General features: G+C 60.0%; 12 protein-coding genes and 3 pseudogenes. 10 read left to right on the top strand and 5 right to left on the bottom strand.

Annotated features, from left to right (window positions below; genetic code table 11):
• The first annotated feature begins 306 nt into the window (after nucleotides 1-306).
• Nucleotides 307-810 (top strand): DUF3302 domain-containing protein, encoded by a 504-nt coding sequence (locus QJT82_RS40805; RefSeq protein WP_196238235.1) that lies wholly within the window; start codon nucleotides 307-309, stop codon nucleotides 808-810.
• Between the two features lie 561 nt (nucleotides 811-1,371).
• On the opposite strand, the gene QJT82_RS40800 is transcribed toward QJT82_RS40805, so the two are convergent.
• A complete protein-coding gene (locus tag QJT82_RS40800) occupies nucleotides 1,372-2,388 on the bottom strand; it encodes a transporter (RefSeq protein WP_264641922.1) in 1,017 nt (338 codons plus the stop codon).
• Nucleotides 2,389-2,630: 242 nt separating this feature from the next.
• Here QJT82_RS40800 and QJT82_RS40795 point away from each other — a divergent pair, with 242 nt between their 5' ends.
• Nucleotides 2,631-2,873 (top strand): hypothetical protein, encoded by a 243-nt coding sequence (locus QJT82_RS40795; RefSeq protein WP_155258745.1) that lies wholly within the window; start codon nucleotides 2,631-2,633, stop codon nucleotides 2,871-2,873.
• Nucleotides 2,874-3,436: 563 nt separating this feature from the next.
• On the opposite strand, the pseudogene ligD reads toward QJT82_RS40795, so the two are convergent.
• Nucleotides 3,437-4,330, bottom strand: a pseudogene (gene ligD / locus QJT82_RS40790) (non-homologous end-joining DNA ligase); the annotation flags it as partial.
• A gap of 116 nt (nucleotides 4,331-4,446) precedes the next feature.
• Here ligD and QJT82_RS40785 point away from each other — a divergent pair.
• Nucleotides 4,447-4,638 (top strand): DUF3606 domain-containing protein, encoded by a 192-nt coding sequence (locus QJT82_RS40785; RefSeq protein ID WP_028343997.1) that lies wholly within the window; start codon nucleotides 4,447-4,449, stop codon nucleotides 4,636-4,638.
• Between the two features lie 102 nt (nucleotides 4,639-4,740).
• On the opposite strand, the pseudogene istB reads toward QJT82_RS40785, so the two are convergent.
• Both istB and QJT82_RS40775 read right to left on the bottom strand, forming a co-directional pair.
• Nucleotides 4,741-5,596, bottom strand: a pseudogene (gene istB / locus QJT82_RS40780) (IS21-like element helper ATPase IstB).
• Nucleotides 5,596-6,303 (bottom strand): annotated as a pseudogene (locus QJT82_RS40775) (IS21 family transposase); the annotation flags it as partial. The pseudogenes istB and QJT82_RS40775, both read right to left, overlap by 1 nt.
• 1,691 nt (nucleotides 6,304-7,994) lie before the next feature.
• Here QJT82_RS40775 and QJT82_RS40765 point away from each other — a divergent pair.
• The 3 genes from QJT82_RS40765 (at nucleotide 7,995) to QJT82_RS40755 (ending at nucleotide 8,936) form a co-directional block, all read left to right on the top strand.
• Nucleotides 7,995-8,318, top strand: coding sequence for a thermonuclease family protein (locus QJT82_RS40765; protein ID WP_338139847.1), 324 nt, complete (start codon nucleotides 7,995-7,997; stop codon nucleotides 8,316-8,318).
• Between the two features lie 194 nt (nucleotides 8,319-8,512).
• Nucleotides 8,513-8,644 (top strand): hypothetical protein, encoded by a 132-nt coding sequence (locus QJT82_RS40760; protein WP_259192290.1) that lies wholly within the window; start codon nucleotides 8,513-8,515, stop codon nucleotides 8,642-8,644.
• 142 nt (nucleotides 8,645-8,786) lie between these two features.
• The gene (locus QJT82_RS40755; RefSeq protein ID WP_245288883.1) at nucleotides 8,787-8,936 is read left to right on the top strand and encodes a hypothetical protein; all 150 of its coding nucleotides are present in this window, start codon (nucleotides 8,787-8,789) and stop codon (nucleotides 8,934-8,936) included.
• A gap of 246 nt (nucleotides 8,937-9,182) precedes the next feature.
• Here the strand turns inward: QJT82_RS40755 and QJT82_RS40750 are convergent, their stop codons facing one another.
• Nucleotides 9,183-10,088: a LysR family transcriptional regulator gene (locus QJT82_RS40750; protein WP_028344000.1), complete on the bottom strand. Its 906-nt coding sequence runs from the start codon at nucleotides 10,086-10,088 to the stop codon at nucleotides 9,183-9,185.
• 111 nt (nucleotides 10,089-10,199) lie between these two features.
• Here QJT82_RS40750 and QJT82_RS40745 point away from each other — a divergent pair, with 111 nt between their 5' ends.
• From QJT82_RS40745 to fabG, 4 genes are all read left to right on the top strand, one after another.
• Nucleotides 10,200-11,096 (top strand): sterol desaturase family protein, encoded by an 897-nt coding sequence (locus QJT82_RS40745; protein WP_028344001.1) that lies wholly within the window; start codon nucleotides 10,200-10,202, stop codon nucleotides 11,094-11,096.
• Between the two features lie 197 nt (nucleotides 11,097-11,293).
• Nucleotides 11,294-11,491: a (2Fe-2S)-binding protein gene (locus tag QJT82_RS40740; RefSeq protein ID WP_080686946.1), complete on the top strand. Its 198-nt coding sequence runs from the start codon at nucleotides 11,294-11,296 to the stop codon at nucleotides 11,489-11,491.
• Nucleotides 11,492-11,576: 85 nt separating this feature from the next.
• Entirely contained in the window at nucleotides 11,577-13,022 is a 1,446-nt protein-coding gene (locus tag QJT82_RS40735) for a coniferyl aldehyde dehydrogenase (RefSeq protein ID WP_028344002.1), read from the top strand.
• A 167-nt stretch (nucleotides 13,023-13,189) separates the two neighbouring features.
• Nucleotides 13,190-13,870 carry a 3-oxoacyl-ACP reductase FabG gene (gene fabG, locus QJT82_RS40730; RefSeq protein ID WP_028344003.1) on the top strand — a complete coding sequence of 227 codons (681 nt, stop codon included), beginning with the start codon at nucleotides 13,190-13,192 and terminating at the stop codon, nucleotides 13,868-13,870.
• The last annotated feature ends 1,186 nt before the right edge of the window (nucleotides 13,871-15,056 follow it).

The raw sequence follows: 15,056 nt of genomic DNA, 5'->3' as shown, positions 1-15,056 counted from the left end.
ATTGACCTAAAGGGCAATTTACTGGTGCGTGAGTCGCGCCACAATCGCTGCAACAAACGGAAGGGTGTTGAGATTTGGCCCTTGCTGCTCGGACCGAGCAGAATCAATTGTGCTGTCCTTGATGTCGCACGCCATGCGCGTGGGACCTTTCATTTCATTCAGGCGGAGCGAATTGCACAAGACCCGGACGTTGTTCTACCTTAGTCTGCGAAGCAAAAAACGTTCGCCTTAATCTTGGATAGAACAGACTGAGCAGCGATCACCTGCGGGGAATATGACCGCGCAGCTTTAGATGGAGTGCTGGCAGTGGATTCTTCATTCGGCGCATTGGATGCGTTTGCGTTTGTGGTGTTCGCTGTTCTGATCTTTGTTGGCGTAATGATCGTCGTCAATCTGGGCAAACTTCCAGGTCAGCTCACGCATAAATGGAATCATCCGCAGGCCGGCGATATCAATGCCATGAGCTGGATCGGGATCGCGACAGGTGGTTTGCTATGGCCGGTCGCGTTCATATGGGCGTTCACAACGCCGTTCGGAGTTAAATCAGCAAAAAGCGATCTTCAGCCGCACGGCGTCGAACGCGACGCTGGTGACGGCGTGACGAGTGGTGAGGGCCCGCAGGTGCGCAATGGCCATGGCAGCTATTGGCACCTTCGGATTGGCGGGCCAAATAGATGCGAGGGCAGGCAGACGAGAAAGCTGTTGGAAGCTGTTGCTGATGGAGAAAGGCTGAACTTCAATGACGAACTGCGAGGTCACTCCAAACTCGCCTTGTTTTTCGACGTAAGAGGGTTGGGCTATGAAATATAGCAACCGGTCGATTGCGATCGTTTCTGTACTCTCTGCAATGCTTCTATCATTGAGTGCGGGAAACACTAGATGCCCGCACCGCCGATCTCGCCTCTTTCACCACCTTGGCAGCGGCCCGAACCACTAAACTCCAATGCATAAACGTCTGTCGTGCGCGATATCGCAACTGCCTGTCCTTGCAGCAAATACCATCCTTCGAGTGTCGGGACGTTTACCGGGATCGCAACCGCTTCACTTGCAATGCCGTGCGGACATGACCGACGACCGACGCCCTTTTTGCCGCGTCAGTGAGCTAGCGCTCGGCCTCGCCATCCCGCCGCTTCTGCCCATCGCGCCGATGAAGTGATCGAATAAAGGGCCACGTCCGTTCGGCACATCGTGTCATTTCGCTGCGGTACTAACTAGCCAGCGCTGTGCATCTATTCGGGTGCCGTTAGAGCTGCTGCGTACGGTGCAGCAACCAATGCCCCGCCGGACATTTTCCGAAAAGCTGATCTCTTCACCGACACGGTTGAGCAGATCAGCGAGAGGGATTCGTACAGCATCCTCGGCAGCTTCGCTCTAATATTTTCCGACGATGGGCTTCGTCGTCGGAGGCGCTCCGGGTGCGGGCGGCGAGATAGAGAAGGTGACCCAGGTATTCCAGCCGGCTGGCCGGCTTTCCGCGGCGAACTCCCCGTAAGCTTTTAAGTTGAGATAGCCCTGCATGTCGCCGACCGGAAATAGGAAACCGATTTGTGGACCGACGCCAACCACCTGAGACTGGAAGCAGCCGACACGGTCGCCTGAACCGCTGTCGCAGCCGAGTTCTTTGTAGACGTAGCCCACGAGCCCAACCATGACCTGCTTCGAGAGAAACTGCGATGCACCCCAGTCGAAGTGCATGTCGACGCCGTTCTGATACTGCGTCGCAGTGTTATTGAAATTATAAGTGAAGCCGAGCACGCCCGAAAACTCATGGCCGGTCTGCGGATTGAAATAAGTGTAGCCGCCGCCGGCGTCGATTGCGCCGTGTCCGATACCGATATTCGACAGGCGCGTGGATTGGTAAGCGCCAACCGGGATGTCGCCGGTGATATAGGTCATGTAGTTGTGGACGCCGGCGTTCCAGCGCAATGCGAATTGCGGTATCAGATCCCCAAAGCCCCATGTCGTGTCGCTGATGGTGTCGGACCGCGCGAAAGGAATGCTGCCGAACGGCGGCGCCGTGACCACGCCGGACAAGGTCCCCGCCAGGCTTGTGCCGACGACGCCATAGGCTCCGATGAGGGATACCGACGCCTGGCCGCCGAGCACCGGCGTCTCGAATACATAGGACGGGATCACAAAGCCGAGGTCGCCAGTGGCCTTGACGTTTAAATTCAAATTTGCGTTCAAGGTAACGTTGGTCGGAACCCTGCCAAGCGTAAATTCACGCGCGCGGGCGACGTCGGCACCGGCGGATACGGAAGTGTGGTAGTAGACCGTCGCTAGCGACCAACCCGGCTGCTGCGGCGTGGCCGCGAGGCTTCCAAAGAAGCCGGGGACCCAGAAGCTTACGCCGCCTTCATCGGCCAACGCACCATGGGAAAAAAACATGATCGCGGGCGCCAAGACGATTGCAGCGGCAAGTCTGCGTCGATGTGCTGAGCTTGTGTGCCCGCTTTTCGCCGCGGCCAGTGCGATTCTTTCGGTCATATTGTACCCCAAGTGTGTCGCCTCCGAATACAACTCGGCGACAGCGTAACCCTGGAGCGAGCAGGGCTCACTATGTAGATTCAGCCAGCATTCATTTTCCAGGAAAAAGAAGTGCGCTGCGACCAAAGAGCCACAGGGCTAGCATGAGCCAAGGGCGGGCGACGCGGCTCGGGTATTCCGGGTCGGACGGCTTTCCCGAGTTCAAGTGGCCAACGGCGTTAACCACTATATGGGTTACGCTGCCGTCGATATTCCCGCCGGCGGCAACAAATCCGAACCTGCTGGCCAATATCGGTATCGGTCACGGCGCCATCGATCTCGGCGCCGGCTTTACTGAACTCGATGACCGACATTCCTACAATTTCATAGAGGGCCGCGAGCCGTAGGTAAGGACAGGGATGGTTTCGCGGGCTCACGGTTTTGCAGCGTAATCATCGAAATCGTGATCTCCGTTAGGCGTAGAGCTCAGGCGGGATTCAGCCTATGCCGCTTCAATTCCGAGTACGTTTTAGAAATTCAAATTGTATGCAGTTGATACCAAGTCTCATGATTTTTAGAGTCTAAGTCGCGACACTTGGGACGAGATCTGCTACGGCGAATACTCGCGCCGGGAATGACGCAGGTTGAATACGCCCATTTCCTATTCGCCGGGTTAAACTCCGAGATCGGCACCCCGCGTCCACACCTTTCTCACTCGATGTGCTTAGGCGGCCGCTGCGCGCTTTGCTTATTATCCATGGTCCGGATCAAAGCCATCTGGCAAGGGCGGCAGAACGTCGTGATCGTCTGGCTTGCAGCAGGCCGGGCACGGCATCCCGGCCGTGCAGCCGCACATGCAGGTATGCGGTCCCTCATATGGTTGGTCCGGATGCGCCTCGCAGACCCAGCGGGTATCGTCGCAGCAGCTGCAGCGCGGCGCGTTCATGGTCTTCCCGCGCACCACGAAAGAAGGGTGCCGCACCTTGCCCTCGGCGGATTTGGCGCGGTACTCGATCTCGGCCAGCACCTTCGGCTCGACCCAGATCGCCTTGTGGGTAATGCGTTTGGTGTAAGGCTGCGTCTTCCGGATCAGTGGCGTAAGGCGCTTGCGGAGATCGGCGGCCGAGGCCTTGTCGAAGCCGTGGTCGACCTTGCCGGCGTAGATCAGCTCGTCACCCTTGCGCCGGCCGACATAGGTCCCGTCCCATTCATTGCCGTCGAGGGCAAAGCCCGCGATTGTCAGCGTCTCACGCTGGGCGCAGGTCTTCTTGACCCAGTCCCGGCTGCGGGCGCCGGTCGGATAGACACTGTCTACCACCTTCGACACCACGCCCTCGTAGCCGAGCTTGCAGGCATGGGTGAACATCTTGGGGCCGTCGACCTCGAAGCTCTCGCTGAACTGGATGGCGGTGCCGGCAATCAGCTTCTTGAGCACGGCCTTGCGCTCGACTAGCGGCAGCTTCCGGAGATCGCGACCGTTGAGGTACAACAGATCGAAGGCCACCATCACGATCCTGGTCGACGTGCCGCGCAGCTCGTTCTGCAGCACAGAGAAGTCGGTCGTGCCGTCTGCCGAGGGAACGACGATCTCGCCGTCGATGATGGCTGATGTTGCTGAAATCTGCCAGGCGTCTTGGGCAACCTTCTTGAAGCGCCTGGTCCAGTCGTTGCCGCGCCGGGTGTAGATCTTCACGTCTTCATTAGCGATGTGAGTCTGAACCCGGTACCCGTCGAACTTGATCTCGTGAATCCAGCGTGTGCCGCTCGGCAGCTTCTCGATCGGCGATGCCAGGGCCGGCGCAATGAAGCCGGGAAAGAGCGCCTTGGTCCCGATCGCCTCAGGCTTCCTCCGCTGAAACGCCACAACGCAACTCCACTAACAATAAGCTGATTCAAACTGGCGCAATCGTTCCGCTGCATCTCCGCTTATGGAACGGTCGATCATAACCAGAGTTGGCCCTCACCAACAGGGAGACCGGGATGGCGAAGAAAGCGAAGAAGCAGACCGCGCGTGGTCGGAAGCAGGACCGGGCGCGCGTCGCCGGCGGGCAGGATTACGAAGTGCGCTATGAGGCGAGCAAGACCCGGAAATCGGCGGCATCGGTGAAGAAGGCCGTCAAGAAGGTCGGCACCAGCCGCAATCGAGTTGAGCGCCGGCTCGGGTCGCGTTAGGAACGGCGCCTTCGAAGCGTCGTTAGTAATGCGTCGCTCACTGTCAAACGCCATCCGGAACTGCCCCCTTTGCGTCATGATGAACTGCCCCCACCATCTGGATTATGATCTCGGTTGAAGGTTGTTTCCGACGGTGACGGGCCGGAGGGAGGCGGAGCCGACCGGAGGGCCGTCACCGTCGGGCGGCGGCTTGATGAGGCCGCTCTTGCGCTTGGCGCGGAGCCGATAGCTGTCGCCGCGGATCGTCAGCACGTGGCTGTGGTGCAGAAGCCGATCGAGGATGGCGGTGGCGACCACGGGATCGGCGAACACGGTGCCCCATTCGGCAACGCTGCGGTTCGACGTGATCAGCATGGCGCCGGTTTCGTAGCGCCGACTAACCAGCTGGAAGATGTGCCGCATCGGGTTCCAGCGGCAAGTAGCCGAGTTCGTCGACGATCAGCAGCTTTGGCTTCGACAGCGCGAGCAGTTTCTCGTCCAGGCGTCGCTCGCCGTGCGCCTTGGCGAGGCCAGCGACCAGCGTCGTCGCCGTGGTGAACTGCACCGTATACCCGGCCAGGATTGCCTCTCGCCCGAGTGCAATGGACAGGTGCGTCTTGCCGACGCCCGGCGGGCCAAGCAGCAGTACGTTCTCTCCGTTGGCGATCCAACGTGACGCGGCAAAGATCACGGATCTGCTTTGGATCGATCGACGGCTGCGCCTCGAAGTCGAAGCCAGCAAGCTCCTTCACGGCCGGGAAGTGTGCGAGCTTCAGCGCCATCTCGATGCGGCGATGTCCTTGCGTGCGATCTCGCGCTCGCACAGCAGGATCAGCGTCTCACGCGCCGACAGGTTTGCGCGCGCCGCTTCGTCGAGCAGGCTGTCGAGCTGATCGCGGATGCCGGAGAGCTGCAATCGCACCAGCATGGCGTCGAGCGGATCGGTTGTTGCTTCAATGACCCTCTTTGCCCGCGCCATCAGAAGCTTCCTCCGACCACGGCTTCGTATTCGGCAAGAGGACGTAGCAGCGACGGCGGTGGAGATGGCGCCAGCACCGTCGCCGCCGCGATCTCCGCCCGGCGGACCGTGCCATTGCGCCCGGCAACACCATCGAGATGGGCGGAGTCGACGATCCGCAGCCGGCGCCCCTCCGATTGCTTGTGGACCGCAACCTGGTGCAGTCCATGGCGGATCCGCACTTCGCCGGCCGCTATCGTTACAGCCACGCGCTCGCCAATAAGGCGCCACGGTACCGAGTAGCTGTTTGTGTCGATCTCGACGGCGCAATCATTGCCGACGATGCGGGTCAGTTCACGCAAGGATCCGAACGACGGCTGCCCGCCGAGCGGCTTCAACCGATGTATCTCGTCACGCGCAAAGCGAATGATCGGCGCCTCGCCGGTCGTGCCGTGGATGCGAACGTTCGCAACCTCACGCTCCCACCTGTCGAGATGCGCCTCGAATGCCCCCCAGCTCGGGAAGGAATGCCCCGCAATCGCGTTCTTCTTCACGTAGCCGACGCCGTTCTCTGTCTTGCCCTTCGTGCGGGCCCGATATGGCGCGCAGGCGCGAGGACGGAAGCCCCAATGTTTTGCGAAGGCAATCAGCTTGTCGTTAAACTGAACCGATCGGCTCACTGCGTCGTGGCGCACCACGAGCGCTCGAGGATTGTCCATCAGCACTTTGTCGAGCGCTTCCTCACGGGAGGTCGCTGCGAGCCAAATCTGGACTTCGCCATTATCCGTCGTCACGCGGACTAGACCTCGGTCGCCTGTTGCATGAGCAATAAAAACAGCGCCAACGAGATCGTTTCAAAGATCTTCACATAGACGGGGGTGGAACCTGGAATGGGACATCTCCGCTGACTGACATACGCTAAAGCCGCCCGCCTGATCCGACGTGCAGTATTTAAATATTATGTTCAGGCCCGATTTAGATGGCGTCGAGTTCAGCTTTATAGGCGTAGCGGGGATGTCGCTTGTCGCGCTCATCGCCAGTGTAGGCTGGCTTTTGATCGGCTGAACTGTCGTATCTCATAGATGACGCAACCTTGGCTCCAGTGTAGATCCACGCGCTGGGGCCATTCTTTGGGATAATGAGCGTCCGCATGGAACTGGTGGAAGAGCTCGTCGCAATCGTTGGGGTGCTCAGCGCGGCTGCTGCGATTGGGACCGGATACTGGTACGTCATGTCAGAACGGCAGAGGCGATAGGCCCAGTGGTTCTAGGTCAGGCGAACAGGTCTTTACCCCGCTGCAACATCCTCGCGAACGTCCCGCTCTCGTGGTATTCGAGCCAGCCTTGGCCGATCGCATACTGCAGCCCGGCCCAGTACTCGGCCGGCGTCGCCTTGTCCTGGAGAGCATCGGATAGTTGATCTTCTCGATATAGATCCGGCCAATCTGGACCGGCTGAAAGGCGCGGGCGTGCTCCATGAGCCTGCGGGCAGCTTTCTCAGGGTCGGAGTAGGGGCGATCACCCACGTATTTCATTTCTCATCTTGGGTTGCTTGGGCAGTACGGAGGCGATTCTCCATTCGTTATAGTCGTAGAGTCCAGCCCAGTGATGAACAAGCTTTCCGCATTGCCGGCATGCGAACGTCCCGGACGTATTGGTCTCGGTTGCGCTGCGTTCCTGGATCGCTGAATAGACGATGCCGCAGCCGATACAGGTGAAATGAACGGTGACGGGAGGCGCCATAATGCCTCTCAACAACCGAGCCGGGTCAGCGTTCCTAAGGATGTCCGAATCGCCTTTTAGGCGCGTCTCTTGGGATCATCCTGGCGCGGCTTCTCCGCGGCCGCGCAGCGGCGGTCTTCCTTCATCTTCATCGTCGAACTCCATCGGGCCTTTGCGCAGCATAGATATGAGGGGTGTGAATCTGGCATTCGGCCGCACGGTGGCTATCAAACGTCGCGCCGCAGGACAGCGCATCAGCGACGACGGCTGTTGAGAAGGCAGCTTTCGCCGCGATCCCACATGGCCTGCTTGCGCGCGATCCAGTCGCGACGATCGCGCCAGGCCTGGCTGCATATCCCGGCGGTGGCGCCATGAAGTCAGTTGCTCACGCGGCTCCGGTCGTCGACGTTCCGCTCGCCGAGGTGAAACTCGCGAAGATACCTCGAACCGGCGGCCACCACCCCTGGGAGACGAGCGAGTGCGAGCAGTTCGAGAAGTGCTACGCGATTGGCACAAGGGAGCGGTTGGCCTAGCTCTTGCTGCAGGATCGGACAGTCGCGCTGCGACGTCGTCCGGATGGGGCGACAGCATATCCGCGGCGAGATGATGACCATGGGACGCCAGAAGACTGGCGTGCCGTTCAACGTCGAAATTATGCCGCGCTTGCGGGCCGCAATCGAAGCGATGCCGGCCAGTATTTGACCTTCCTAGTCACCGCGCAGGGCAAGTTCTTGGCGTCGCGGCCGGTCCGATGTGTTCCGCTCGACGCTGACCGCTACGGGCGCACTGTGGCGGCTTGTAGCGTGGGTGGGGTAGACTTGGCGCAGTGGCTTGTATCGCACGGTCATGCGATCGATTGGCCCCGCTACTCAAAGGGCAAGTACGCGCAAGATCAGAAATCGGCGGAAAAGGCCGGGCTTGGGATTTGGGCTGGTTCATTCGCGCCACCGTGGCTCTATCGCGACTGTGTCCGGGCAGGTGGCAAGCCGGGTAAGTGTTCGGATGAGCCAATCGTCCGATAGTCATCGGCGGATGAACTCGATAGGCACCGCGCTGCAATCGCGAGAATCAAAAGGAACTGTGTGTGCGGACAACCCGCTGGGTAGGTCCGACCGTGTCACGCGACGGCAGAAACGGAGGGCGAAATGGCAGGATTAGAGGTGGCTTTGACCTAGCTCAAACCGGCTACCGGGAAACGGGTCTGACCATCCCGTCGATGAAGAAGCCCGTCGAGCCAGAGAATAAAGATGAGGACCGCGCTCGCTTGGAAGAGGCGCGGCGGATCATCGAAGAGTACGCCAAAGCCCTTCGCGAGATCGTCAAGAAACTTCGCGAGCGCATGCATTAGGGCTGCCAACCCACGCCAATATCCCCGTATTTTCTCGGTAGGCAGCGATGATCGCGCGCTTGCGCACCACCATTGGTTCCCATTAGGGAGCGTGCCGCCGCGGCTCTACGACGGGACGGAGCTCGGGTTTCGGCGATACGGCTTGGACCGCACTCCTGATCAGCTCGACGGCACGCGCTTCGATCTGACGGATCCGCTCGCGCGAAACGCCGTGCTCCCGCGCCAGTTCGTCCAAGGTCTTCGGTTCATCGGCGAGCAGGCGCGCCTCGACGATGGCCCGCTGGCGCGCTGACAGGGTGTTGAGCGCTTCCGTCAGTGCGACGTGTCGCCGATGATAGTATCGCTCTCGCTGAGGCGGCTTTCCGGATCAGGGGTAGGATCAATCAAGCGGTCCTGCCATTCTTCTGTAGCCTCCGTATCGCCAATCGCAACGTTCAACGAATGATCACCGCGCAATCGTGGTAAGAAAACAGTCGTCTTAGGAGTATGAACAGGCCGGCAATCCACACGGACCATGCGTCGGGTGCTGCTAGGCGACCTACACGTTGATCTCGCCCGCTGCCCGCACAATCGCTGCAATGGCTTCCTTGGCCGCCGGCGACGGGGTTCTCCCTCGCAAACACACGATACCCGTGCTCGACGGCGGCGACAGCCAGCCATGTACGACAAGCCGGACGAGCGCGCCAGATTCCAACTCCTCTCGTACTGCCGCGTTCGTCGCACCCAGAACGGTATCCGTGGTGAGCGCGACCGTCTTGAGCAGGCCGTAGTTGTCGCACTCGAGCGCAACGGTTGGCTCCTGGCCCTCAGGCAGGCCCAGCAGGGCGGCCAGGTCCACCTTTGAGGGACTCAGCAGCTTCGGTACCGCGAGACCGTAGGCCCAGACTTCCTGCAGCGTGTGCTCGCGCCCAGTCAGCGGATGGCCTGCCCGCACATACAGGTCCGCCGGCTGCCCCCCGATCAGCTGGATGTCCAGCGCGGCATCCCTAGGCATGTCGCGCACATCGGCGGCAAAGAAATCGATGTTCTCGGTACGCAAGCTCTCCAGCAACTGCGCCCAGTTGCCGACCTCCATGCGCAGCGTCAGTTGCGGGTGCTGGCGGCGCAACGCCACAAGCACGCGTGGCATCAGGGTGGCCGTCAGCAGCGGCCCGACACCGAAGGGCGTATTGCCGAGCTGGCTGTCGCGATAAAGATCCACGTCGCGCTGCAGGCAACGTGCCTCGAACAGCAGCTTACGCGCCCGCTCGATGACGAATTCCCCGGCACGGGTGGGGCGGACATCACCAACGTCGCGGTCGAACAGGCGGATGCCCAGGTCGCTCTCGATGGCCTGGATGCTGCGGCTGAAGGCCGGCTGGCTCAGGTGGGCGGCTTCGGCGGCGCGGGCGAAGTGCAGGGTATCGGCAAGGGCGACGACGTGGTTCAGGCGGCGCAGATTCACGGCATTGCTCTCCATGCATCAAGACAATGAATATTATGCATTGGACGCATTATGGTGGCACCTCTAAGACCGTTCCACAATCCAAAACATAAGCGGTAGGAGACGCCCCACATGAGTTCGCAACTGCAATACCTCCTGATCGGCGCCTGCATCCTGGGCTTTGCCGCCATGGAGTTCATCACCCGGCGGTACCAAGCCACCGTGCGCGGCGCCGCGACACCCAACGACACCTGGCTGGAGGTGCTGATGTTCGTCAGCCTGATCGCGATCACCCAGCCGATCGCACTGCTAGGCAGCAACGCGCTGTGTAACTGGCTCATACCGGCGCAGCACAACGCCTGGGCCAATCTGCCGTGGTGGGCCATGGCCGGCCTGCTGCTGATCGGCGATGACCTCACGCAGTACCTCTGGCACCGCGCCTCGCATACGCCCCTGCTGTGGCCGCTGCACCGCGCGCATCACAGCGCGCCCTACATGAGCGTGCGCATTACCTACCGCAACAACTTCTTTTACTACCTGATGATGCCGGGCCTGTGGATCGGCGGCGTGGCCGTGTACCTTGGTTTCGGCCCGATCTACGCGGCGTACCTGGTGATCAAGCTGGCGGTCATCCTCGGCGCGCACTGCGCCTGGGCGTGGGACGCGCCGCTGTACCGCATCCGCGCGCTGCATCCGCTGATGTGGGTGCTGGAGCGCACCATCTCCACGCCGGCCACGCACCGAGCGCACCACGCGCTCACCAACGAAGATGGCATTGGCCACTACAAGGGCAACTTCGGCAACCTGCTGTTCTTCTGGGACGTGCTGTTCGGCACGGCGCATATCACACGCAAATATCCCGCCAAGGTCGGCCTGCAGGACGACATCCTGTTTGGCCCGGAGCGCTGGACGACGCAGATGTTCTACCCGTTGGTCCACTCCAAGCGCGAGCATTCGGCGCTGCGTCCCGGCGGCTATGGCTTCACCGAAGCCGACCTACAGACCGAAGCTAAGCAGGAGACCGCATGAACGTGGGTAGCGTAGTCGAGGAGCCGCAGCAGGCGCTCGCGATGCCTCGGAAGGAGCTGAAATGCGTAACCAATCCGCGAGCGGCCTCTTAGACACACTGGATGACCCGAATGGAAACCTCGTGCTTGCGGTTGGGTTGGAGCACCGCGCTTGTGGCGGTCTTAATCCCACTCATTGGTATTGGTTAGGAGAAGGCGATGATTGTCTGTTCTTGCAATGTGTTCAGCGACCATCAGGTGCGGTCAGTGGTTGTAAAAGAAGCGCGACGGGCCCGTATGAGCGAGGTGTATGCCTGCCTCGGATGCAGCGCCCAATGCGGCCGCTGCGCTCACGCTATCAAGCGGATATTGGGTGAGAGGCCGGGCTCCGTCCATGCGAACGCAAGCATGCACTAACTTGGATTTGCTGCAGTCATAGTCAAGGCGCGCCCTCGTTATTCCGCTTGGAGGACATGCGAAAAATCCAGAGAAAGCGAACACCATGAACGTGCTTGTCAATTCTCGTTCGATCGACATTCCCGCTGAACTGCAGTCCTGCTTCGATAAGCAGCGGGCGGCGTATTTCGCGGAGCCCGAGCCGTCCTACGATCAGCGCATTGCCGACCTGAAAGCCCTCGGGAGATTCCTGAAGGACAACAAGGACGCGTTGGTCGCAGCGATCAACGTCGACTATGGCAACCGGTCTGAATTCGAGACGCTGTTCGCCGAATATTTCGTCGTCCTGGAAACAATCGCCGACGCCAGGAAGAACTTGAAGAAGTGGATGAAACCACAGCGCAGACACGTCGACTTCATGACCTATCCGCTTGCGCGCAACCGTGTCATCCCCCAGCCGCTCGGCGTCGTCGGGGTCATCGTTCCCTGGAATTTTCCGCTTAATCTTAGCTTCTGTCCGCTCGCCGCGATTCTGGCCGCCGGCAATCGCGCGATGGTGAAGATGTCGGAAAACTCAAAGGCGCTCGCCCAGGTTCTCATGCGCGTCTCCCCAAAGTATTTTCCGACCGAGAAGCTAGCCTTCTTCGAGGATAGCGGCGGGCGAGGACCCGCATTCTCGTCATTGCCCTTCGACCATCTGCTGTTCACGGGATCCGGCGCGACCGGTCGCGCAGTCATGGCCAACGCGGCCCGCAACCTCACGCCCGTCACGCTCGAACTTGGCGGCAAGGCACCGGCGATTGTCGGGCCTGACTTTCCAATCAAAACAGCGGCGGAGCGCATTCTCTGGGTGAAGATGTTCAATGCTGGTCAGATCTGTACGAATGTCGACTACATGTTTCTGCCCAAGGGGACAGAGGAGGAGTTCGTCGGCCATTGCAGGCGACTTTTCACTGAGCGCTTTCCAGACGTCAACGGCCAAGACTACACGTCGATTATCGATGAACGGGCTTTTACGCGACTGCAGGCGACACTGGAGGATGCCCGCTCGAAGGGCGCGGTCCTGATCAATCTTGCGGAACAGCAAGATCCGGACGTTAAGCGCCGCAAATTTCCGCCGCATCTAGTGCTAAATCCGACGGAAGACATGATTGTCATGCAGCGCGAAATCTTCGGCCCTATCTTGCCGATCAAGATGTATGGAGATCAACGGGAAGTCGCCCACTATATCAATAGTCACGACCGCCCGTTGGCGATCTATCCATTCACTCACAATGCCGAGCTGCGCGACTTCTACATCTCGCGGGTGATGTCGGGTGGCGTGTCGGTTAATGAAGCTCTCCTGCACGTCGGCCAACATGACCTGCCATTCGGTGGGGTTGGGGCGAGCGGCATGGGCCATTACCACGCGCGCGAGGGATTCAACACCTTTTCAAAATTGCGCCCGGTCTTCTACCAGGGCCCTCTCTCGCCGATCCAAATGCTATTTCAGCCGCCCTACGCCGGCGCCCCAATGCGCGTCTTGCAGACGATGATCAAGTGGAAGACGTGATGCGTGACCGTGGCAGATCGCACCCAATGATGTGCGCCGCAAGCCTGAGCAGATGCTGGCTTGATCGGATTCCCGGTATCGTCGCGGTCGATCTCAGCCAGCGCGGCGCACATTGCAAATGAAGCTCGCTACGGCCTCGATTCATTCTCATTCGCACGGAGACTAGCATGAAGGGTAAGGTCGTCGTCATCACCGGCGCGTTGGGCGCGCTTGGGAAGGTAACCGCCGAGGAAGCCCTTTCGCGCGGCGCGCGAGTCGCCGGTATCGATCATGCTGCGTCGCAACTCGCGGCAACAGACCAGCGGATCGAACTCGGCTGCATCGACTTGACCGATGCGGCACAGGCGAAAAAGGCGATCGATGCCGCCGCCGCTCATTTCGGCGCGATCGACGCGTTGATCAATATTGCCGGCGGATTTACCTTCGAGACCATTGCCGACGGCGATCCCAAGACTTGGCAGCGCATGCATGCTCTCAATGTCGAGACCGCGCTGAATGCCTCGCGCGCGGCGATCCCGCACCTCCTCAACTCGCAGGCGGCTCGCATCGTCAATATCGGTGCGATGGGCGCCCTGCTGGCCGGCTCGGGCATGGGTGCTTATGCAGCGTCGAAGGCCGGCGTGCATAAGCTGACGGAGTCACTAGCTGCCGAGTTGAAAGGCAAGATCACCATTAATGCGGTGCTGCCCTCGATCATTGATACCGCGGCAAACCGCGCCAGCATGCCAAAGGCCGATTCTGCCAAATGGGTTGCGCCGAAGGAACTCGCCGATGTCATCCTCTTCCTGGCGAGCGACGCCGCCAGCGCCGTTACCGGCGCGCTGCTGTCGGTCAACGGACGGGTCTGAAGCGCGGTTACGCCGCTACCAGCTTTAGAAGCACAGTCAGCTATCGGATACCCTGCGCGTATATCGATGTACGTCCCAGTCGCCGGTCCCGTAAAGACCAGCGAGAGGCAATAGTCCTCTAGCTTCCTCCCGACCGCCGATTACGAGCCTACCGACGAGCCAGATCTCCGTCTGTGAAGCCAACGCTAGATTATCCCAGGTTCATAGATCGATGCGCATTCCTTGAGAGTCAGCGCCTGCCCCGGGCGGGCGGTTCGGGCTAATTTGCATGACCTACGTAATACCGAGAGCCCCGGAGATTCGGGTGTTCTCCCCTAGCGAGAGCACCTCAGGCGCAGCAGAGGAGCAAATTTCTTTCTAGATTCTCTTCCTCCCTCGACGTGGATCGTTGCGCGACCCGCGCCAAGGCGGATTACATTCGAGTCGTCATCGTACATAACGCGATGAGTTCGTCGGACACGGGAAGCCTCGAAGGCGCTATCACCTCATACATATGTAAGGCCGCAACGCAGCCCGAGCTGTGTCCGTCAGCCAACCACCGGTTGACCACCGAAACCCCAATGAACAGCGATAACGGTGGTCAATCAGGATCGAGCTTCATTGTTTTTATTGATTTTTTCGGTCGCTGATTACGTTCGGGACGCAGGGCTGCGGGTCGGCAAGAGGCGCTGAAACGCCCCTTTGAGGTTGATAGCAACCATTTGATCTTCATCGTTGGGATAAGCGACTGAAATCGCAGCAAATGCGAACGCCCTCCGAGCGCACCATAAACCCAAAACGCTAATGCTCATCGCAATGGGCTTCACACTGGGCGAGCATGCATTGTCCAGTTTCGGGTGGGAAGCAGAACGACGTCAAGCGGGCCGCCGTGGTCGGCTCGTGACCCATAGCCGGCGTTGCACGACGACTGTGCCTAAGGCCACTCTCCTTAACTCGGCCAGCCAATGCTCATCGGCGACTACGGTCCTCACTCACTGCTGCCAAGGCAAGGCCTAAACTGTGAAGAATGGTCCGAAATCGGTTGTATGATGGACCGCGCACTACCCACCGCATGTGCGCAATTGTATTATGAGGTTTTCTTCATCCGATTCGAAGGCGTCGAGCCATGACTGCCGCGCGGCAATCAGGGTGACAGTGCGCATTGCCTCGCCTTAATTGTTACCGGATCCTAAGCCGTTGCCTCACG

The organism is Bradyrhizobium sp. Mp19, assembly GCF_029952935.1.
In the GTDB taxonomy this organism is placed as follows: domain Bacteria; phylum Pseudomonadota; class Alphaproteobacteria; order Rhizobiales; family Xanthobacteraceae; genus Bradyrhizobium; species Bradyrhizobium elkanii.
Note: the sequence above shows the minus strand (reverse complement) of the source record. Positions and strands in the feature narration are given on the sequence as shown.

Bases quoted from the DNA above. Each gene is read 5' to 3' on its own strand.
- QJT82_RS40785 (WP_028343997.1), top strand. From the start codon at position 4,447: ATGGCGAAGAAAGCGAAGAAGCAGACCGCGCGTGGTCGGAAGCAGGAC.
- QJT82_RS40760 (WP_259192290.1), top strand. From the start codon at position 8,513: ATGAAGAAGCCCGTCGAGCCAGAGAATAAAGATGAGGACCGCGCTCGC.
- QJT82_RS40745 (WP_028344001.1), top strand. From the start codon at position 10,200: ATGAGTTCGCAACTGCAATACCTCCTGATCGGCGCCTGCATCCTGGGC.
- QJT82_RS40795 (WP_155258745.1), top strand. From the start codon at position 2,631: ATGAGCCAAGGGCGGGCGACGCGGCTCGGGTATTCCGGGTCGGACGGC.
- fabG (WP_028344003.1), top strand. From the start codon at position 13,190: ATGAAGGGTAAGGTCGTCGTCATCACCGGCGCGTTGGGCGCGCTTGGG.
- QJT82_RS40740 (WP_080686946.1), top strand. From the start codon at position 11,294: ATGATTGTCTGTTCTTGCAATGTGTTCAGCGACCATCAGGTGCGGTCA.
- QJT82_RS40735 (WP_028344002.1), top strand. From the start codon at position 11,577: ATGAACGTGCTTGTCAATTCTCGTTCGATCGACATTCCCGCTGAACTG.
- QJT82_RS40800 (WP_264641922.1), bottom strand. From the start codon at position 2,388: ATGTTTTTTTCCCATGGTGCGTTGGCCGATGAAGGCGGCGTAAGCTTC.